We start from the raw sequence: 20,287 nt of genomic DNA, 5'->3' as shown, positions 1-20,287 counted from the left end.
CTTGCGAGCTTGCTCACCATGGGTAACCAAGATTAACTAAATGGCAAACAACTTCGCAACCAAGTTCTCAATATTAAAAAATTTTGCACAATACCTATTTTATTCGAAAAAACTAGAACTTTATATAAAAAGCCTAATTTGTCAACATACTCTTTTGGAAATAAGATACCATGAGCTAAACATTGTCTAGCATATGACTTATATATATCATCTATATAAGAGCGATAAGAGCTGCTAGCAGAGTACTTTTTGCACATATATAGCCGCATATAAAAAGTCGAATTTATAAATCGTTCTTTCTTTTTAATATTCGTAAAATTAGATGCAGAGTTTGGTAAAATTCTATATACAGAGGTTATATCCGGTATGTGAGCTATCTTTCCTACAGTAGAAAAATATATCCACAATGGCCAATCACCGAGTAACCATTTACTTGCCTCCTCTCCATTTTGTAAATAGAAATCGTCAAAGTGTTTTTTGGGGAACATTGTAGTTAGTGTTCTTATTCGATTACGGTTAAATAAAGACTTGGTTGTATTTATTGGCGAAGGTACAAAACTTGTTGTAATTTCACCCGTGTTCTCAATGAGATCAAATGAACCGGTGTGTACTAATGATAATGATGAATCTGCCAACAAGTAGGTGACTTGCTTCTGTATCTTGTATGAATGAATCCAAAAATCATCACCTTCACAGAGAGCTAGGTATATTCCTTGTGCATGACTAGCAGCAATGGCTGAAATTTGTTTACCCTGTGAATATTGATTCTCTTCTTGCAACACCAATTTAATAATCGTAGGGAATTTAGCTTGATAGATTTTTAATATTTCAGGCGTACTATCAGTAGAGGCATCATCATGAACAATTAACTCGAACCTATACTCACATTCTTGAGCCAAAAAACTCTCTATTGCATCACGAATATAGTTTTCCTGATTAAAGCAAGGGCACAATATACTTATATAAACTTTATCTACATATTTCCAATGCTTCTTAATCTCAGCCTCTGAATGAGGCGCAGTTAGCTTTGTAAACAAGATAGCCCCCTAATCATATCTACAGAAAAACAGGGAATACCTAATTTATCAGAAACCTCTTTTCGTTCCTTAAATGAGTCATCAATAAATATTGCGTCAGTTTCAGATATAAATTCTGATTTTGGCTTTGCAGAATCAATAATATGTATTACTTCATCAAAAATAAAAGACAATCTAAATTTACTTAAAGACTGTTGTAAGTCACCAGCATGCCTAGTAATTAACACAATTTTCTTACCTTTATTAATTGCATCAAATAGTAACTTCATCAGATCTGTATTTATTATTCCATTTTCCAGTAATAAACAATCATCGTAATCTGTATAGATAACGTTATAACTCAAATTGGATTTAAATTGATAAGCAAGATTCCGATATAGTTTTACGTCTAATTTATTATCAATAACTGAAACTGGTATATTGTCAGAAATTAATATAGAAAGCTCTGTAAAATTTATACCATTAAATCTGCTAGTGATCATTGAACCAGCAATTCTAGTAGAAACCTCAAGCAAACAAAGAGCCTGCCTAGCGTTTTCTTTAACTTGGAAAAACCACCCGCCACGTAACTGAAGCTTTGCATTAATTTTTTGAGCAAAATCATGAAACTGCTGCTGTGATTTTACTAACTCAGTCTCTACAGATATGCCATTTCTAGTAACAGAACGCCGCCTCGCTTTAGCAAACAAAAGTTGACCATTACTATCGGTCACACAATCAACAGTATATTCTGATCCGCTTAAATATTCACATAGCAACTCTCCCTCTGATAAATTAAGATCTGCATATGCTTTAATTTTTCGCACTCCATTACTACCCTGGCCGACATCAGGTTTAACAAATAACGGAAAGATTAAATCATCATTCAAACTATATAAATTAGGAACTAATACTGTATCTTTAAGGGTATTGTAAGTTAATCGCTTAGAACGACATATATTATTAGTTTCGTAGGATGATGATACGACTTTTGCACTAAGAAGATGAGCAAACTCTGTTAACTTTAATGCAGCAGAATCATGTGCAGGCAGGATGTGAGTTATTTCATGCTTTTCAACTTTGTCTGAAACATAGTCGACAAAATCTTCACAATCGATTCGTGGGGCGTCAAAAAAAACATTCCTTAAAGGTAAGTCAGTATAACACTCTATGCTATTAACGCCAAATATATTAATGTTTTTAATGTCTTTTAAAGATCTTATAAGCTCATGAGCTATTTCTGTGCCACAGGGGACAATTAATATATTACGCATAAAATCACCCCAAATTATCCAATCAGATGTCTATTAAAGAAGGCTTTCCTAACGTCAGCGAGGGTTGCTTTATTAGAATCAAATTCCGGGCTTTGGTACAATCTATTCTGTTTCATTAATAAATTATCAAAATCAAACAGAATTACCTCTATAACATCCGAAATTGATTCTTTAATAAATAAACCATAGTCGTAATACAAGCCATCAAAGGCATTATCTAACACCCCAACATTTTTATTGTAATAGTATCTTAGATCATATACTGGTTTTATTACATTAATGACAGGCACCTTATTGGTTAAAGAAAGCACTAAAGCATGATATCTATTACAAATAACAAGTTTCGAGTTTTTAATTAAACCAACGGCATCATTTATTTTTAAATAACCTGAGTCATATCCAAATATATAAAAATTATCCTGCTTAATATTTTCTTTAAGGTATGTTGTTGTCGGCTCATCAATATCAAAGGTTAAAAAAACAAGATTAAGCTTTTTACTCTTCAAAAATAAAACCAAAGATTTTATTTTCTCGATATTCTCTTTTAGTTTTTTAACATCTCCATATTGTTCAAATATAACGTAATCGCCATATTTCTTATAGCTATAATCTTTACCGAATTCAATCTTCGAGTTAACTATGTATAAGTCATCAGGCAAGTACTCCACTGACTTAACACCAACAGATGATAAATACATAGGCGATAGTTTTTTATCTCTGCAACCAAAAATTGCGTTTTTACTTTCGGCGAAAACCATTTCATAAAAATGCTGACTTGAATCAAATGGACCATAACCATTTGCAGTAAAAACAACTTTTTTATTCATCCTTGATGCTATAAGAATAGGTGTTATTATCTTAAATAGATCGCCATTGCGTTCCCATTCAAACCAAAGGTCATTAAAATACCCCCCCCCAGAGACTAATAACACATCTATTGATTCTATCTCCCTTTCCAACTGTCTTATATTTGAACAACGATTAAGTAATTCAAGTGGTGTGGGTATCTTTTTCCTTGAAGTGCCAAGTAGTGTTTTTCTTATTTTTTTGAGCTCTTCAAGTATATTGAATTTTGACTTTGTTTCTTTTGTCAATTGTACATCAATAAAATCCACATCATAGCCTTGAAGAAAATCACTTTTTAGATTTTCAACAAAAGCACTATTGTATGAAAAAACAATATATTTATGTTCGATAGGCATATCATAGAGGTTGTTTATAAACATCCCGTAATCGCCCAAATTTTTGTCCGCTAATGGGCCAGTAATCGCAACTTTCATCTTAGACCTATTTAAAAACATGAGTTTATTACTTCTATAATGTGCTTCACTTCTTGAAGCGTTAACTCATTATAAATTGGTAAACATAGCACTTTTTCCGCTAATGAATTAGCGTTAGGTAAATGACTTATATTAGCACTAGACAATCCCCTGTACATTGGCATGTTACTGATAAGTGGATAAAAATAACGACGAGATAACACACCATGCGCTTTAAGCTTTTCATACAATTCATCGCGGCTAAGCGGGTATTCAGCCTCTACTAAAATAGGGAAATAAGAGAAGTTACTGTTGGCGTGAGCATCATGCTGATACAGGGTAATGCCGGTTACTCCAGCAAGCTCTGCACGGTAACACTCGGCGACAGCTTGGCGCTGTACCATGGCCTGATCAATATGTTTAAGCTGCACCAAACCAAATGCGGCATTGATTTCACTCATTTTTCCGTTAATCCCCGGTGCAGTCACCGTTAGTTCATCGGCTATGCCGAAATTTTTCAAGCGATCAATGCGTTGCTTGGTTTTGGCATCCGGGCTGATAATCGCACCACCTTCAAAGGTATTGAATACCTTGGTAGCGTGAAAGCTTAAAATAGAAAGGTCTCCCCATTTCAATAAGCTTTCACCTTTATAGTTCACCCCAAACGCATGGGCGGCATCATAAATTACTTTAAGACCGTAGTTGTCAGCAATTTTTTGAATAGCCTCAACATCACAAGGATTGGAATAGCAATGCACAGGCATAATGGCAGTTGTGCGTGAAGTAATAGCAGCTTCAATTTTGGTCGGATCAATATTGAATGTAGTCGGGTCTATATCGACAAATACGGGTTCAAGACCATTCCACATGATCGAGTGACTAGTTGCCACAAATGAATAAGGGGTTGTGATCACTTCACCACTGATGCGCAACGCTTGCAGTGCAGTAATTAACGCAATGGTTGCATTATTGAACAGCGAGACATGCTCTACGCCAAGATATTTACATAACGCAGCCTCAAGTTGCTGGTGGAATGGGCCATTATTCGTCAACCAGCGATTATCCCAAATTTTTTCCAGGTAGGGGATAAATTCGTTCAAATCAGGCAAGAAGGGCTGTGTGACAGGTATATTTTTATTACTCATAATGGGATCCACAATTATGTTATTACAATATTCTTTTTAATTAACGGCGCAGAATGATACGTAACTGTAGCATCAGTGGCTTTTCGGCCATAAATAAGTACAGTAAATAGCATAACAGCGCCACACCAAGATTAATTACTATCTGCAACCAGGGTTGTTCTTGCCATGCCAAACCAGCAACATAAGCTAGGGCAGCAGACAAGATCACAGCGAACCAGATTGGGGCAATATCCTTACACTGCTGCCACTGACTTATACGAGTGAGTTTGGCTGTGTAATAGATATTCAGAAATAATGCGATGTATGAACCAATAGCTCTACCTATGCACATAGCCATTAATCCATAAGGTATGGATAACAGTAATATGGTCACACCAATGATTTTTTTGAGCACTTCAAGTTTTAAAAAAAGGTCGCTACGCCCTGTGACTTGTAATAGATTTAAATTAATAGCGTGAATGGGGTATAGCATATATCCTAAACATAGCACCGTCAGCAAGGCAGCAGCAGGTTGCCACTGGCTACCTAATAAACAGGTTAACAATGGTTCTGCAATCAATCCCAGTCCTATTATTAAAGGAAATATCAATATTGCTGCCATTTTTAGCGTCAACCGATATGAATCACCCAACCTGACCATGTCTTCTTGTAATTGACTGAACATAGGAAAGCTGACCCGTTGAATAATCCCCGTCAAGGTGCTTGCGGGCACACTTGCCAACTGGTTGGCTTGACTAAATTGCCCAACCACAGCGGGGCTAAATTTTTTACCTATGATGATTTGATACAGGTTGTTATAGGTCACGTCTAATAGTCCTGAAAGTAGTAATTTACTACCATACCCAAACAGATAATTAAACGATTGCTTACTAACCTTGCCGCGCGGCAGCCAGGGCGCCAACAAATTACACAACAGCATGTTACAACTAGCATTTAGCAAGGTCTGGATGACCAGCGCCCATACCTCAAAACCGTTTATAGCTAGCAAGATTGCTGTGGTACCGCTAATCACTACGCTTACTATGGATATTTTCGCCTGGGTTTTAAAATCCATCGCAACATTCAATTTTACACGGGGGATTAAGGTGAATGAATTAATCACAACCGTTAGGCCCAATACCCGCAACAGACTTTGTAGTTCATGTTGCTGATAAAACTGGGCAACACAGGGGGCACTCATATAAAGCACCAGATAACATGCTACAGATACAGCAATATTATAATAAAAGGCCGTGACCAAATCACTGTCACAACGATTCGTTTTACGGATCAGCGCCGACGTAAAACCGCTATCGACAAACACAGCTGCGATGGAAATAAACACCGCTAACATACCAACCAAACCAAATGCACTCGGCCCCAATAAGCGTGCAAGTAATAAGGTGATGAGTAGTTGAATCCCTTGCGTTAAAATCCGCTCAATAGCACTCCATTTCAGGCCTTTTTTTGTTTTTGTGGCCAAATTAGACATTAAAAAGCTCGGCATTTGCAAGGTGTGGTTGTCGTTGATCCTTACCAGATAAGGTGATTGTTAAATTTTCTATTGGCCATGCTATTGCTAGTTGCTTATCATCCCACTGAATGCCTCTATCACTGTTCACATGATAGTAATTGGTCGTCTTATACAAAAACTCCGCCGTTTCGCTTAAGGTCACAAAACCATGGGCAAATCCTTCAGGGATCCACAACTGTCGCTTATTTTCACCTGACAGATGAACCCCAACCCACTGCCCGAAGGTCGGTGAGTTTTTGCGGATATCTACCGCCACATCAAAAACTTCACCCGTCACACAACGCACCAGCTTCCCCTGGGCATACGGGGGCAATTGATAGTGCAAACCACGCAACACCCCTTTCGAGGATTTGGAATGATTATCCTGCACAAAGTTAACCGGATATCCTACCGCCTCTTCAAACAACTTGTTGTTGAAACTCTCAAAGAAAAAACCACGTTCATCACCAAATACTTTTGGCTCAAAAATAAGCACATCAGGAATTGCAGTCTTGATTACATTCATCGCTCTACCCACATTTAATTCAATTTTTATGGGGAGAGCGTAATCCCCCCATATCACATCAGGCTTTGGCAACCATTCTTAGCAAATATTGGCCATACGCATTCTTTGCCAGCGGCGCGGCAAGTTCACGCACCTGGTCGGCATTGATAAACTTCTGGCGATAGGCAATCTCTTCCGGGCACGCCACTTTCAACCCCTGACGGGTCTCGATAGTTTGAATAAAGTTGCTCGCTTCAATCAGGCTTTCATGGGTACCGGTATCCAGCCAGGCATAACCACGGCCCATCATGGCCACCGACAGATTGCCTTGCTCCAGGTAGATACGGTTCACATCGGTAATTTCCAGCTCACCACGGGGCGACGGCTTCAGGCTCTTGGCGATCTCCACCACGCTGTTGTCGTAGAAATAGAGGCCGGTCACCGCATAGTTGCTCTTGGGCTCCAGTGGCTTCTCCTCCAGAGAGATAGCGGTCCCCTCTTTATCAAATTCCACCACCCCATAACGCTCGGGGTCATGCACATGGTAGGCAAAGACGGTAGCGCCACTCTCTTTGGCCGCTGCGGCTTCCAACTGTTTCTGCAGGTCGTGGCCGTAGAAGATGTTGTCCCCCAGCACCAGCGCACAGGGGTCTGACCCGATAAACTCTTCACCCAGAATAAAGGCTTGTGCCAACCCGTCCGGACTTGGCTGCACCTTGTACTGCAAATTCAGGCCCCACTGGCTGCCATCACCCAACAGTTGTTCAAAACGGGGAGTATCTTGCGGCGTGCTGATGATCAAAATATCGCGAATACCGGCCAGCATCAGAGTGCTGAGCGGATAGTAGATCATCGGCTTGTCATAGATGGGCAGCAGCTGCTTGCTCACCGCCATGGTGACTGGATAGAGACGGGTGCCTGAGCCACCGGCCAGAATAATGCCTTTACGTTTGGTCATGATGCTTGTTTCTTATTTTTAAATTGCAAAAGAAAAGGGTGGCTTGCGACCACACCTTTCTGTTTTATCCCTGCCAGTCAGAGAGGCGTTCAACACATCCCTGGCCAGTGATTTACTTACCGAGGATCTCGGTCAACATCCGCTCTACACCGACGGTCCACTCCGGCAGCACCAGATCAAAGGTGCGCTGGAATTTGCCAGTATCAAGGCGGGAGTTATGGGGGCGTTTGGCCGGAGTCGGGAAGGCGCTGGTCGGCACTGCATTGAGCTGTGTCACCGCCAGTTCAACGCCAGCCTCTCTGGCTTTGGCAAACACCAGCTGGGCGTAGTCAAACCAGGTGGTGGTACCGGAGGCAATCAGATGGTACAGCCCAGCGACCTCGGGTTTGCGCTGCGCCACGCGGAGAGCATGGGCAGTGCAATCGGCCAGCAACTCGGCCCCGGTCGGAGCACCGAACTGGTCATTGATGACTGACATCTCGCTACGCTCTTTGCCAAAGCGCAGCATTGTCTTGGCAAAGTTGGCGCCACGGGCAGCGTAGACCCAGCTGGTGCGGAAGATCAGGTGACGGGCACAAAGGGCGGCACCTTGCTCACCCGCCAGCTTGGTCTCGCCGTAGACGTTGAGCGGCGCGGTCGCATCGGTTTCCACCCAGGGGCGCTCACCACTGCCATCGAACACATAGTCGGTAGAGTAGTGAACCAGCCAGGCTCCCAATGCTTCCGCTTCTTTGGCAATTGCTGCCACGCTGGTTGCGTTAAGCAGCTCGGCAAACTCCCGCTCGCTTTCGGCCTTGTCGACTGCGGTATGAGCGGCTGCATTCACGATGACATCAGGCTTCACCAGGCGAACAGTCTCCGCCACGCCGGCCGGGTTGCTGAAGTCACCACAATAATCGCTGGAGTCAAAATCAACGGCGGTGATGCGCCCCAGCGGCGCCAGTGCGCGCTGCAGCTCCCAGCCTACCTGGCCGTTTTTGCCAAACAGCAGAATATGCATCAGGCACGCTCCCCATCGTTCTTTTCAATCGCAGAATAGTGCTGCTCAATCCAGGACTGGTAGGCACCGCTCTTGACGTTGCTGACCCACTGCTGGTTATCCAGATACCACTGCACAGTTTTGCGAATACCGGATTCAAAGGTCTCTTGCGGTTGCCAATCCAGCTCGGCGCTCATCTTGGTCGCATCGATTGCATAGCGGCGATCGTGACCGGGACGATCAGCCACATAGGTGATTTGATCGCGGTAAGAACCCGCTTTGGGCACAATCTCGTCAAGCAGATCACACACGGTATGCACCACGTCCAGGTTCTGCTTCTCGTTATGGCCGCCGATGTTGTAGGTTTCCCCGACCACACCAGTAGTCACCACCTTATAGAGCGCGCGAGCGTGATCTTCCACATAGAGCCAGTCACGGATCTGGTCGCCCTTGCCGTAGACAGGTAATGGCTTGCCATCCAGCGCGTTGAGGATGACCAGCGGGATCAACTTCTCGGGGAAGTGGTACGGGCCGTAGTTGTTGGAGCAGTTGGTGACCATGGTGGGCAGGCCATAGGTGCGGCGCCAGGCGCGCACCAGATGGTCGCTGGAAGCCTTGGAGGCAGAATAGGGGCTGCTGGGGGCGTAGGGGGTGGTTTCGGTAAAGAGCGGCAGCGTCTCACCGGTGGCAACTTCATCCGGATGGGGCAGATCACCATATACCTCGTCTGTGGAGATATGGTGGAAGCGGAAGGCCGCCTTGCGTACCTCGTCCAGATCGTTCCAGTAAGCGCGAGCCGCTTCCAGCAACATATAGGTGCCAACGATATTGGTCTCGATAAAGTCAGCCGGGCCTGTGATTGAGCGATCAACATGGCTCTCGGCGGCCAGATGCATCACGGCATCCGGCTGGTGCAGGGCAAACACCCGATCCAGCTCGGCACGGTTGCAGATATCCACTTGCTCAAACGCATAACGCTCGCTTGTCGATACATCGGCCAAGGATTCCAGATTGCCGGCATAGGTGAGTTTATCGAGATTGATAACGGAATCTTGGGTATCACGGATTATATGGCGCACCACAGCAGAGCCGATAAAGCCTGCGCCACCAGTAACGAGTATTTTCATTCTCTTTATTAGGCCATGTTGAAGTTAAATACAAATTTATGAAAGATAAAATAAACAATGAATAATATATCCCTTAGCCTCAGCTTGACAAAACCTAGGTAAGGGTCAATTACTGTTGTTACTTACTTGATTTTTACTGTTCTTTATCCAACGTCCTACTCGCCATGCATAGTTAAGAGATAGGGTATAACTTGCAAACAACCCCAAGTAGATAACCATCATTAACCATTCAGGTAATTTTGCCATTTCAGCCAAAATGCCCATAAAAACTATGCCAAGGTTGGTAACGACCATTAGCAACAATGCTTCACGATGAGTAAATCCGGCATGCAACAAGATATGATGAAGGTGATTACGGTCAGCCTTGAGTGGGGATTGACCTTTCCGAATACGCCGGATCATAATTCCGACCATGTCGATCAGCGGCAATCCCATTAGCCACAGGGCCATTACAGGTCTGAATGCTGGGTGTTGTTCAGTGACTTGTGAACCATAAATCACTAAAAAGCCGATTATAAAGCCCAAAAACATTGAGCCTGCGTCACCCATAAAAATTTTGTGTTTAAAGGGGGGGATGGTGAGGTTGATCGCCAGATAGGGCACCAGCGCAATCGCGATTACTAAACAGAAGTTGGCCATATCGGGCATGGTATTGCTGAACAACGTAGCCAAGCCGACCAAGCTTATCCCAGCCATTGAGCCAGCGAGGCCATCAATGCCATCCATCATGTTAAAGGCGTTAACCGCTGCACAAACAGCAAGTACAGCAACGAAAACCTCACCCCGAGGCAGGCTAATATTACCCAGTCCCACTAAGTCACCAAAGTGGTGTAGACCCACACCTGTGGATAAACATAACACAACTATAAGGAATGCCTGCAAACCCAAACGCAGCCTTGGTGAAATATCAAGTGCATCATCTACCGCACCAATCACAACCATAGCTCCTGCACAAAATAATAACATAACCAGCGTAAGTGAAAGATGCATAGTAATAAATACACTTAGATATACACCTATACTCACTGCAAGCCCCCCAATCAACGGGATAGCCCCCACGTGCTGTTTTCGCTGATTAGGAAGGTCAACAAGTTGCAACTTACCTGCGATTGGCCGTAAAAACACGATCGCTATTGCAGTGCCAAGAAAGGCAATAATACCTGACATCTCCATTATTTGATTCCTGTTTTATCCCTTCACTTGCATACAAGCCATATCCTAGCTAGCTTGAGCACATTTTATCTATTATTAACAAATTCAATTGTTCGTTGAATCTTTACCATAAAGCCAGTAACGTCATCAAAAAATCATTTCCCTAGTTATTTAAATTAGTGATATATTCACCTAATTAAATAAACAAAAAAGGGATGTAGAGATTATTAAAAATATTCAAACCACAAAAACCTTTAAACAATATTTAATTTAAAGTTAAGTTTAAAATAAAAAACGTGGTGACAGAAATGGTTAAAAAAGCATGAGAATGGCTACCGCACTGGGTTGCAGCCCCCAGTTCGCTGTTTTTAACCACATTGCTCAAGCTGTTGGCCATCATGTCCTCCAGCATTTAATTGTACTTTGGCGGCATGCATCGCTACGCGCTATCACAAATCTATCGCGCCATTGTCACCATACAGAACCGATTTGAACTAGGATTCTAGCTCGTATCCCCCCCATATGAACAGCAAAAATTACCTCATTGGGGGGCAATTTAAAGCTGAACACAAGGCTTGTAACAGCCAGCTCGAACGCCCTGCTACTTATTTCAACAATCGGTAAAACGAACCTCTCGACAAGCTCATAAAAAGCAGGGCACCCCATGGGGTTGCCCTGCTTGATTGTCAGCCAGACCAAAGCAGGCTGGCGATTTATTGAACTCTGTTCAGATTAGCTAAACCTGCATGCCATCAGTCACCTTTTGACTCAACCGCTGCAGCCATGCGCGCCTCTTTACTCTTGTGGCTAGTGAAGTAACGCATCACCAACACAAAGAAGAGCGGCACGAAGAAGATGGCCAGCACGGTGGCACTGATCATCCCCCCCATCACGCCGGTACCGATGGCGTTACGGCTGCTGGCACCTGCGCCAGAGCTGATCACCAGCGGCAGCACCCCGAGGATAAAGGCGAGCGAGGTCATCAGGATCGGACGCAGGCGCAGGCGTGCCGCCTCCACCACCGCTTCACCCAACCCCATCCCTTTGTCATAGAGCTCTTTGGCAAATTCCACGATCAGAATCGCGTTCTTCGCCGACAAGCCGATGGTGGTGAGCAGGCCCACCTGGAAGTAGACGTCGTTCTCCAGCCCGCGCAGGGTAGCAGCAACAATAGCCCCCAGTACCCCGAGCGGTACTACCAGCATCACCGAGAACGGAATGCTCCAGCTCTCGTAGAGGGCCGCCAGACAGAGGAAAACCACCAGCAAGGAGATGGCGTAGAGCGCAGGTGCTTGTGAACCGGCCTGACGCTCCTGGAAGGAGAGCCCGGTCCACTCGATACCCACCCCTTCCGGTAGCTGTTTCACCATCTGCTCGATGGCGGCCATCGCATCACCGGTACTCTTGCCGGGCGCAGCTTCACCGACGATCTCCATCGCCGGCACGCCGTTGTAGCGCTCCAGACGCGGCGAGCCGAAGCTCCACTCGGTGCTGGCAAAGGCGGAGAAGGGCACCATCTGACCGGCACTGTTGCGCACATACCAGAGTTTCAGATCTTCCGGGTTCATCCGGAAGGGGGCATCCGCCTGCATGTAGACCTTCTTGATCCGGCCACGGTCAACGAAGTCATTAACGTAGGACGAGCCCCAGGCGGTGGCCAGGGTGTTGTTGATATCCGCGATGGATAGCCCCTGCGCCAGCGCCTTCTCGTAATCGATCTTGATATCGAGCTGCGGCGTATCTTCCATCCCGTTCGGACGCACTCGCACCAAGGTGGGATCCTGCGCCGCCATGCCAAGCAGTTGATTACGCGCCGCCATCAGCTTGTCGTGACCGATACCGCCGCGATCCTGCAGGAAGAAGTCAAAACCGGTCGCCGTACCCAGCTCCGGGATCGGAGGCAGGTTGAAGGCGAACACTTGCGCCTCCTTGATGCTGAACAGATAGCCCATGGCGCGGCCGATAATGGCATTGGCGCTGCGATCCGCGCTCTTGCGCTCGCTCCAGTCCTTGAGCTTGATAAAGGCCATACCCGCGTTCTGGCCACTACCGGCGAAGCTGAAGCCCGATACGGTCAGTACGGAGTCAACGTTATCCTTCTCGTTTTTCAGGAAGTAGTCGCGCATGTCCGCCAGCACCACCTCGGTACGCTGCTTGGTCGCCCCCACCGGCAGTTGCACCATGGACATGATGACACCCTGATCCTCTTCCGGCAGGAAGGAGGTGGGCATCCGCATAAAGAGCACAGCCAGCACCGCCAGCATGGCGCCGTAGATCAGGCTGTAGCGCACACCCTGCTTGATCACCTTGCGCACGCCGCTCTGATAGCGATTGGTACCAGCATCAAAGGCGCGGTTGAACCAGCCAAAGAAGCCGCGCTTGGCACCAAACTCGCCATGTTTCATCGGCTTGAGCAGGGTGGCACAAAGGGCCGGAGTCAGGATCAACGCCACCAGCACCGACAGCACCATGGCCGAGACGATGGTCAGCGAGAACTGGCGATAGATGGCACCGGTCGAGCCGCCGAAGAAGGCCATCGGCACGAACACGGCGGAGAGCACCAACGCGATCCCCACCAGCGCGCCGGTGATCTGGGTCATCGACTTGCGGGTCGCTTCCAGCGGGGAGAGATCCTCCTCGCTCATCAGACGCTCCACGTTCTCCACCACCACGATGGCGTCATCCACCAGCAGGCCGATGGCCAGCACCATACCGAACATGGTGAGGGTGTTGATGGAGAAGCCAAACGCCGCCATCACCCCGAAGGTACCGAGCAGCACCACAGGCACCGCAATGGTCGGGATCAGAGTGGCACGGAAGTTCTGCAGGAACAGATACATGACGCAGAACACCAGGAAGATCGCCTCGATCAGGGTCTGCACCACCTCCTCAATGGAGATCTTCACAAACGGCGTGGTGTCGTAGGGGTAGACGATCTCCATATTGGCCGGGAAGTAATCCGACAGCTCATTGAGCTTGGCACGCACCTTCTCGGCGGTATCCAGCGCGTTGGCACCGGTCGCCAGCTTGATGGCGACCGCGGCGGTAGACTGGCCGTTGTAGAGCGCATCGGCGTCATAGCTTTCGCCCGCCAGCTCGACCCGGGCCACATCTTTCAGCCGTACCTTGGAGCCATCCTGATTCACCCGCAGCAGGATGTCGTTGAACTGCTCCACGGTAGAGAGACGGGTCTGCCCCATGATAGTCGCGGTGAACTGCTGATCTTCTACCGACGGGGTACCACCCAGCTTGCCGAACGCCACCTGGGCGTTCTGCGCCTTGATGGCTGCCTGCACATCACCCGGGGTCATCTGCACCCGGTTGAGCTTGTTGGGATCGAGCCAGACCCGCATGGAGTACTGGCTGCCGAACAAGGTGATATCCCCAACCCCGTCCAGACGACTCAGAGGCTCCTTGATATTGGAGACCACATAGTCCGCCAGATCGTCGTTGTTCATCGAGCCATCGCTGGAGATGAAAGCCGCGACCATCAGGAAGCTGCTGGAGGTCTTCTGTACCCGGATCCCCTGCTGCTGCACCTCTTGCGGCAGCAGCGACATCGCCTGCTGCAGCTTGTTCTGCACCTGCACCTGAGCGATATCGGGATCGGTACCCGGCTGGAAGGTGAGGGTCACCGACACCCGACCCGCGGAGTCAGACTGGGAGGACATGTAGAGCAGGTGATCCAGCCCGGTCATGTTCTGTTCGATGATCTGGGTCACCGAGTCTTCCACCGTTTTGGCGGATGCGCCCGGATAGCTGGCAGAAATACCGACAGCAGGCGGCGCAATGCTCGGATACTGGGCGACCGGCAATTTGATGATGGCCAGGCTGCCCGCCAGCATGATCACCAGCGCGATCACCCAGGCAAAAATGGGTCTGTCTATAAAAAATCGAGCCATGAAGCGACTACTCCATCCTACTTGTTGGCCGGGGTGTTGGACGCAGCTTGAGCAGACGGTGCATCAGCACCCTGCTCGGCGGGATTGACCACGGCGCCCGGTCGTACTTTCTGCAAGCCAGCCACGATCACCCGCTCGCCGGAGGTGAGCCCTGACTCCACCACCCAGTTGCTGCCGACGACACGGCTCAGCTGCACGTTGCGCAGCTCCACCTTGTTATCAGCGGTTACCACCATCACGGTGGCGCCGCCGTTGGGGGTGCGAGTCACGGCAGTTTGCGGCACCAGCAACCCTTGCGCCCGCTCACCCTCTTGCAGGGTCGCGCGCATAAACATGCCGGGCAGCAGCAGTTGGTGAGGGTTGGGCACAATCACCCGCAGGGTCACCATGCCGGAGGTCTCATCCACGGTCACATCGGAGAACTGCAGCGAGCCCTCTTCGCCATAAGTGGAACCATCTTCCAGCTGGAAGGTCACCTTGGCCCCCTTCTGCTCGTCCTGGGTCAGCTTGCCCTCGGCGACCAGTCGCTTGAGACGCAGCAGATCGGCGGTGGACTGACGCACATCCACATACATGGGATCGAGCTGCTGAATGGCGGTCAGGCTGTCAGCCTGCTGGGCAGTCACCAGCGCCCCCTCGGTCACCGCGGATTTACCGATGCGGCCACTGATGGGGGCTGTGATGCGGGTGTAACCGAGATTGATCTCGGCAGTGCGCAGGGCCGCCTTGCTCGCCATGATCTCGGCCTTGGCCTGCTTCCAGCTGGCGTCGGCGTCGTCATAGTCCTGACGGCTGATGGATTTGACCTTGAGCAGCTCCTGATAGCGCTGCGCCTTGAGGCGGGCACTCTGCTCGTTGGCCTCGGCCTTGGCCAGATTGGCTTTGGCGCTGGCGACTGCCGCCTGATAGACAGCCGGGTCGATCTGATAGAGCAGGTCGCCCGCCTTCACATCGCTTCCCTCGGTAAAGAGGCGCTTGAGGATGATGCCGCTCACCTGCGGACGCACTTCGGCCACCCGCAGCGGGGCGCTGCGACCGGTCAATTCGGTGGTCAACATTAGCGGACCGCTCTGCAGGGTCACCACGTTGACCGCCGCGGGCGGCATGCCGCCCTGTCCCTGGAGTGCGCCCCCCTTGTCACCACAACCTGCCAGCAAGCCTGTAGCCAGCAAGGCAAGACCAACTGAACGAGCAAGAATATGTTTATGCATGAAACACCTGAGCCTTTGCCAGTCAATGAACAATCAGGGCCGCATGGGCCCTGTTGGTAAATAGTCGAAAGATGAGGCAATATACATACATTCATAAATGTATGTAAGTGACTTTTTGCTTGCATGAGGCACAAATTTCGATGGCCAGACGAACCAAAGAAGAGGCGCAGCAAACCCGCTGCCACATCATGAGCACGGCGCTGGATCTGTTCTGCTCTCAGGGCCTGGCCAAGACCAGCCTGACCGACATCGCCAGGGCGGCAGACCTGACCCGCGGTGCCATCTATTGGCACTTCAAGAACAAGGATGAACTCTTCATTTCGCTCTGGCAGGAGCTCTGCAGCCCCCTCGCCCACCAGCTCGATGCCTGCCTCAATCCAGATGAGCCGGATCCGCTGGGGCAACTGCGCCTCTTCTTCGAAGGGGTGCTCCACAGCTTCATTCACAATCCGGCCCAGCGGCAGATGTTCACCATCCTGTTCAATCTCGAATCGCTGGAGGGGGAAGCCATCTCACTGCGCGAACATATCCGCAGCCAGTCCGCCAACTTCTTCCGGGATCTGGAGACCACCCTGGCCAATGCGGTACGGCGGGGCCAGTTGCCAGCCAACCTCAACCTGCAGCGCGCCGCCACCCTGCTCCACTGCACTCTGGATGGCTACATCATCAACTGGCTCCACTTTCCGGGGCGGATCGACCTGCAGGGCGAATCCGCCTTTATGATAGAGAGCATGTTCACCATGCTGGCCCAGCCCCACGGGCCTGCCTGCTGCCGCTAACCGGCTCCGGCAACTTCATCACATCCAAATCGGGGCCTGACCGCGCGCTTTGGCAGTCAGGCCCCGATTTGTTACCCTGTGCGCCCCCAGCTTGAGGTAACCCCTGTGCCACACTTTGACGCCATCCCCGCTTCCTGGCCATTTAACGACCAGCACGCCCACGTTCGAGCTGCCTTTGTGGCGCGCCTCAAACCCGGCGCTCACCTGCTCAATGGTCTGTGCGGTATGGGGGAGGATCTGTGCTGGCTGCGTGCAGAAGGGTATGTGGTCACCGCCTGTGAAGCGGTACTGGCCGACGCCAGAGTTGCCTCACAGCAATCCGGACAAGCAGTGCGGGTCTGCCCGCTGGCGAAGATGCACTCGGTGCTCCCTTACGATGGCATCTGGCTGAGCCGCCCGCTTGATAGCGACGCGGCCACCCTTGTCCCCCTGTTGCAACAGCTGGCGACCCTGCTCAAGGCGGGCGCTCCGCTCTGCTTCCCCCTACAGCCAAGCGGCAAGATTAGTCACGATGAGCTACAACAACTGGTCACCACATCCGGGATAGCGCTGCAACTGGCGCCGATGGAAACCGCCTCGACCAACACGCCATCATGCACAAGTCAACACGCCAGCCAGTACGTCATGTTGCTGCATGGCGATCATCAGGCCACCTAACGGGCTAATTCATCACGGATTTTCCCGTTCAACGCCAAGCCGACAGCTAGTCGGCGATCTTGGCTTTCGACAATATTTAACTCGGCGTTAACGCAGAAAAGGCAGACATAACACGGCTTACGTGTTAAAAAGTGTGATTAATATCAAATTTTAATAACAAAACAGACAATACAACCAACTCCGGATTTCCTTATGAAACTTGTCCTGAAACTCATTGCTGGCATCCTTGCCGGTCTCTTGCTCGGTCTCTACGCCCCTGAGTGGGTGGCGCGCGTGCTGTTTACGGCCAAGACAGTGATAGGTCAGCTGATCACCTTCACCATTCCGCTCATCATTCTGTTCTTTATCATGAGCGGCATCGCCAGCCTGCCGAAAAACTCCGGCAAGCTGCTGGGCAAAACCGTGGCACTCTCCTACTGCTCCACCATTCTGGCGGGGCTGTTCGCCTTTACCGTGGCGAGCCACCTGATCCCGCAGTTCACCACCGCCGCCGAGCCCACCACGGCCACGGCTATCAAACTTGCCTCCTACGTCAATCTGGAGATCCCGCCGCTGTTTGGCGTGATGTCGGCACTGGCCGCCGCCTTCGTGTTCGGCATCGGCATCAGCGCCACCCAGGCCACCGATCTGCGCCGGGTCGCCGATCAGGGTCGTGACATCATCGACCGCCTGCTGGCCAAGGTGATCATCCCGCTGCTGCCGTTCTATATCGCGGGCGTCTTTGTCGAGATGACGGTAGAAGGCACCGTATTCGCTACCCTGAAAACTTTCGGCGTAGTGCTGGTGATGGCGATCCTGATGCACTGGATCTGGCTCTCCGTACTGTTCGTGGGTACCGGTCTGGCCCTTGGCCGCTCACCGGCCCAGCTCATCAAGAACATGTTGCCCGCCTACTTTACCGCGCTGGGGACCATGTCGAGCGCCGCCACCATTCCGGTCGCCCTGCAATCGAGCAAGAACAACGGGGTGAGCGACGGTATCGCCAACTTTACCGTGCCGCTGTGTGCCACCATTCACCTCTGTGGCTCCACCATTACCCTGGTCACCTGCGCCACCGCGGTGATGTTCCTCTCCGAGCATCTGGCCATTCCGGGCATCGAGACCATGCTCCCCTTCATCATGATGCTGGGGGTGATCATGATCGCCGCCCCGGGCGCCCCGGGTGGTGGCGTGATGTCGGCGCTGGGCCTGCTCACCTCCATGCTCGGCTTTGGTGAAGCCTCCATCGCCCTGATGATCGCCCTCTATCTGGCGCAAGACAGCTTCGGCACCGCCTGCAACGTCACCGGTGACGGCGTGATTGCCCTGTGGGCGGATCGCTTCGCCAACGGTAGCGAGAGCGCAGCTCCTGTGGCCGAGGCCGAACAGGCGTAAACTCGCCGGGATTGCCCGACCATCCTCTGCAAAACCGCAGGCCCGAACCATGTTCGGGCCTGCGTCGTTTCTGCCACCTTCACTGCTTTTGTGCGTATTCCTCCTCCCCCTCTTTACCCCTCTCTGCCGTAAACAGCACTGGCGCAGCTCTCTACACCCGACAAAATTATTGGCATATGCCACATATGAGCGTATAAATGGCTTATGCCAATTAGGAGCCACCATGCCAAGACCCAAGATTGCCCGCCAGATCTGTGGCCGCCCCGCCAACAGCTGCTTCAAACCCAACGGCCGCCCCATGCATCAGCTGGAACAGGTCACGCTGGCCCCTGACGAGTTCGAGGCACTGCGCCTCGTCGACCTTCAAGGAATGCAGCAGCAGGAGGCCGCCCTGGTGATGGGGGTCTCCCGCCAGACCCTGGCCAATATCCTGAAAAAAGGGCGCTACAAGGTGGTGGAGTGTCTGAGTCTGGGCAAGGCATTGATGATGCAACCCGCCGAGCCCGACCACCCAACCAGTGGAGAAGAGCCGACATGAATGCTGTCACAACCATGACCACCAACCCCAGCAACAGCGCCCTGATGCTGAGTCAGGGGTTGCTGGCTGGCCACTTTACCCGTGCCGAGCAGCTGCAAATTCTTAACCCCGAAGGGAACGTTATCGCCACCCTGCCCAATCCGGCCGCCGCCGAAGGCTGCCACGGCAAGCAAGCGCTGCTCGACGCCCTCACCCATCATCAGGTAGGTCAGGTGGTGGTGCGCAATATCGGCGAGCGAATGCTGGGGCGCCTGCTGGCGGTCAATATCCGGGTGCTGCAGTGCCGCTCTGCCCGCCTGCCGCTGCCCGCGCTGCTGGCCCCCGCCAATCTGCAACCTCTAACCGAGGCCAGTCAGGGGCGTCCGTCTCGCCGTCATCAGAGCAAATCTGCGATCCGTGCCATCCAGCCCGTCGGCGCAGGCTCGAGTCATGGCCATTGTCACGGTGGTTGCAACAGTGGCTCCGATCACTGTTGCGCCAGTGGTGGCCATCAAGCAGAGAGCTCACGACAAGGCCATACTTGTTGCCACGGAAGTGAGGGTGCCAACCAGCAGGGCGGTTGCTGCCATCATCACTGATGCCATCGCCGTGCATGTCATCACCATCAAGGAGAAGAGATCATGTCCATCTGGTTGTTGAGCCTGCTCGCCTCGTTCGTGCTGATCCTGGCCATGGGCACCATCATCTGGTGGCGCCAATACCAGCTTGCCCAGAAGCGGGAAGATAAAGAGGTGCGTCCCTGTGGCTGCTCCAGCGCCTGCGCGGATCACCTCTACCAGATCAGCGAGCCGACGCCCAAAAAGTAACCTGACCGCAAACGCCATAGCCACAGAGATAAGGTCGGCAAACTAAAGGCGCATTTAATAGAAAGACTATAAGAGAGAGGGGGCACCTGCTGGTGCCCCCTCTCTATTTACTC

At 50.2% G+C, this 20,287-nt stretch carries 19 protein-coding genes; 6 read left to right on the top strand and 13 right to left on the bottom strand.

Features of this window, described 5'->3' with window-relative positions; all coding sequences use genetic code 11:
* Positions 1-32: 32 nt before the first annotated feature.
* The 13 genes from AB5Y86_RS15635 to AB5Y86_RS15575 form a co-directional block, all read right to left on the bottom strand.
* The gene (locus AB5Y86_RS15635) at positions 33-1,037 is read right to left on the bottom strand and encodes a glycosyltransferase family 2 protein (RefSeq protein ID WP_368193336.1); all 1,005 of its coding nucleotides are present in this window, start codon (positions 1,035-1,037) and stop codon (positions 33-35) included.
* A complete protein-coding gene (locus AB5Y86_RS15630) occupies positions 1,022-2,290 on the bottom strand; it encodes an ATP-grasp domain-containing protein (protein WP_368193334.1) in 1,269 nt (422 codons plus the stop codon). Before AB5Y86_RS15630 ends, AB5Y86_RS15635 begins: the two co-directional genes overlap by 16 nt.
* Before the next feature lie 14 nt (positions 2,291-2,304).
* A complete protein-coding gene (locus tag AB5Y86_RS15625) occupies positions 2,305-3,570 on the bottom strand; it encodes a polysaccharide pyruvyl transferase family protein (RefSeq protein WP_368193332.1) in 1,266 nt (421 codons plus the stop codon).
* Between the two features lie 11 nt (positions 3,571-3,581).
* Entirely contained in the window at positions 3,582-4,694 is a 1,113-nt protein-coding gene (vioA, locus tag AB5Y86_RS15620) for a dTDP-4-amino-4,6-dideoxy-D-glucose aminotransferase VioA (protein ID WP_368193331.1), read from the bottom strand.
* A gap of 40 nt (positions 4,695-4,734) precedes the next feature.
* On the bottom strand, positions 4,735-6,165 hold the full coding sequence (locus tag AB5Y86_RS15615; protein ID WP_368193330.1) for a lipopolysaccharide biosynthesis protein: 1,431 nt from the start codon (positions 6,163-6,165) through the stop codon (positions 4,735-4,737).
* Entirely contained in the window at positions 6,158-6,712 is a 555-nt protein-coding gene (rfbC, locus tag AB5Y86_RS15610; protein WP_368193329.1) for a dTDP-4-dehydrorhamnose 3,5-epimerase, read from the bottom strand. The genes AB5Y86_RS15615 and rfbC overlap by 8 nt, the downstream gene beginning before the upstream one ends.
* A gap of 58 nt (positions 6,713-6,770) precedes the next feature.
* The gene (gene rfbA / locus AB5Y86_RS15605) at positions 6,771-7,649 is read right to left on the bottom strand and encodes a glucose-1-phosphate thymidylyltransferase RfbA (RefSeq protein ID WP_040094731.1); all 879 of its coding nucleotides are present in this window, start codon (positions 7,647-7,649) and stop codon (positions 6,771-6,773) included.
* Between the two features lie 112 nt (positions 7,650-7,761).
* Positions 7,762-8,649 (bottom strand): dTDP-4-dehydrorhamnose reductase, encoded by an 888-nt coding sequence (gene rfbD / locus AB5Y86_RS15600; RefSeq protein WP_368193327.1) that lies wholly within the window; start codon positions 8,647-8,649, stop codon positions 7,762-7,764.
* Positions 8,649-9,755: a dTDP-glucose 4,6-dehydratase gene (rfbB, locus tag AB5Y86_RS15595; RefSeq protein WP_368193325.1), complete on the bottom strand. Its 1,107-nt coding sequence runs from the start codon at positions 9,753-9,755 to the stop codon at positions 8,649-8,651. The genes rfbD and rfbB overlap by 1 nt, the downstream gene beginning before the upstream one ends.
* Before the next feature lie 105 nt (positions 9,756-9,860).
* Positions 9,861-10,928 (bottom strand): UDP-N-acetylglucosamine--undecaprenyl-phosphate N-acetylglucosaminephosphotransferase, encoded by a 1,068-nt coding sequence (gene wecA, locus AB5Y86_RS15590; protein WP_368193324.1) that lies wholly within the window; start codon positions 10,926-10,928, stop codon positions 9,861-9,863.
* 244 nt (positions 10,929-11,172) lie between these two features.
* On the bottom strand, positions 11,173-11,319 hold the full coding sequence (locus tag AB5Y86_RS15585; RefSeq protein WP_368193322.1) for a hypothetical protein: 147 nt from the start codon (positions 11,317-11,319) through the stop codon (positions 11,173-11,175).
* 340 nt (positions 11,320-11,659) lie between these two features.
* Positions 11,660-14,809, bottom strand: coding sequence for an efflux RND transporter permease subunit (locus AB5Y86_RS15580; RefSeq protein ID WP_368193320.1), 3,150 nt, complete (start codon positions 14,807-14,809; stop codon positions 11,660-11,662).
* Positions 14,810-14,826: 17 nt separating this feature from the next.
* The gene (locus AB5Y86_RS15575; protein ID WP_368193319.1) at positions 14,827-16,020 is read right to left on the bottom strand and encodes an efflux RND transporter periplasmic adaptor subunit; all 1,194 of its coding nucleotides are present in this window, start codon (positions 16,018-16,020) and stop codon (positions 14,827-14,829) included.
* Positions 16,021-16,160: 140 nt separating this feature from the next.
* Between AB5Y86_RS15575 and AB5Y86_RS15570 the strand changes: the two genes are divergently transcribed.
* The 6 genes from AB5Y86_RS15570 to AB5Y86_RS15545 all read left to right on the top strand — a co-directional run bounded on the left by AB5Y86_RS15570 (position 16,161) and on the right by AB5Y86_RS15545 (position 20,174).
* Complete coding sequence (locus tag AB5Y86_RS15570; protein WP_005350268.1) at positions 16,161-16,799, top strand: TetR family transcriptional regulator; 639 nt, start codon at positions 16,161-16,163, stop codon at positions 16,797-16,799.
* Between the two features lie 105 nt (positions 16,800-16,904).
* Positions 16,905-17,456: a hypothetical protein gene (locus AB5Y86_RS15565; protein ID WP_368193317.1), complete on the top strand. Its 552-nt coding sequence runs from the start codon at positions 16,905-16,907 to the stop codon at positions 17,454-17,456.
* A gap of 192 nt (positions 17,457-17,648) precedes the next feature.
* The gene (locus AB5Y86_RS15560) at positions 17,649-18,830 is read left to right on the top strand and encodes a dicarboxylate/amino acid:cation symporter (protein WP_005359180.1); all 1,182 of its coding nucleotides are present in this window, start codon (positions 17,649-17,651) and stop codon (positions 18,828-18,830) included.
* A 223-nt stretch (positions 18,831-19,053) separates the two neighbouring features.
* Positions 19,054-19,368, top strand: coding sequence for a DUF134 domain-containing protein (locus tag AB5Y86_RS15555; RefSeq protein WP_005338107.1), 315 nt, complete (start codon positions 19,054-19,056; stop codon positions 19,366-19,368).
* Positions 19,365-19,946, top strand: a complete 582-nt coding sequence (locus AB5Y86_RS15550) for a NifB/NifX family molybdenum-iron cluster-binding protein (RefSeq protein WP_368193315.1) — start codon at positions 19,365-19,367, stop codon at positions 19,944-19,946. The genes AB5Y86_RS15555 and AB5Y86_RS15550 overlap by 4 nt, the downstream gene beginning before the upstream one ends.
* Positions 19,947-19,988: 42 nt before the next feature.
* Complete coding sequence (locus tag AB5Y86_RS15545; protein WP_005338109.1) at positions 19,989-20,174, top strand: hypothetical protein; 186 nt, start codon at positions 19,989-19,991, stop codon at positions 20,172-20,174.
* The last annotated feature ends 113 nt before the right edge of the window (positions 20,175-20,287 follow it).

The organism is Aeromonas sp. s8 (genome assembly GCF_040907785.1).
Classification (GTDB): domain Bacteria; phylum Pseudomonadota; class Gammaproteobacteria; order Enterobacterales; family Aeromonadaceae; genus Aeromonas; species Aeromonas veronii.
The sequence above is the reverse complement of the archived record's forward strand: the minus strand, read 5'-3'. Positions and strand labels throughout refer to the sequence as shown.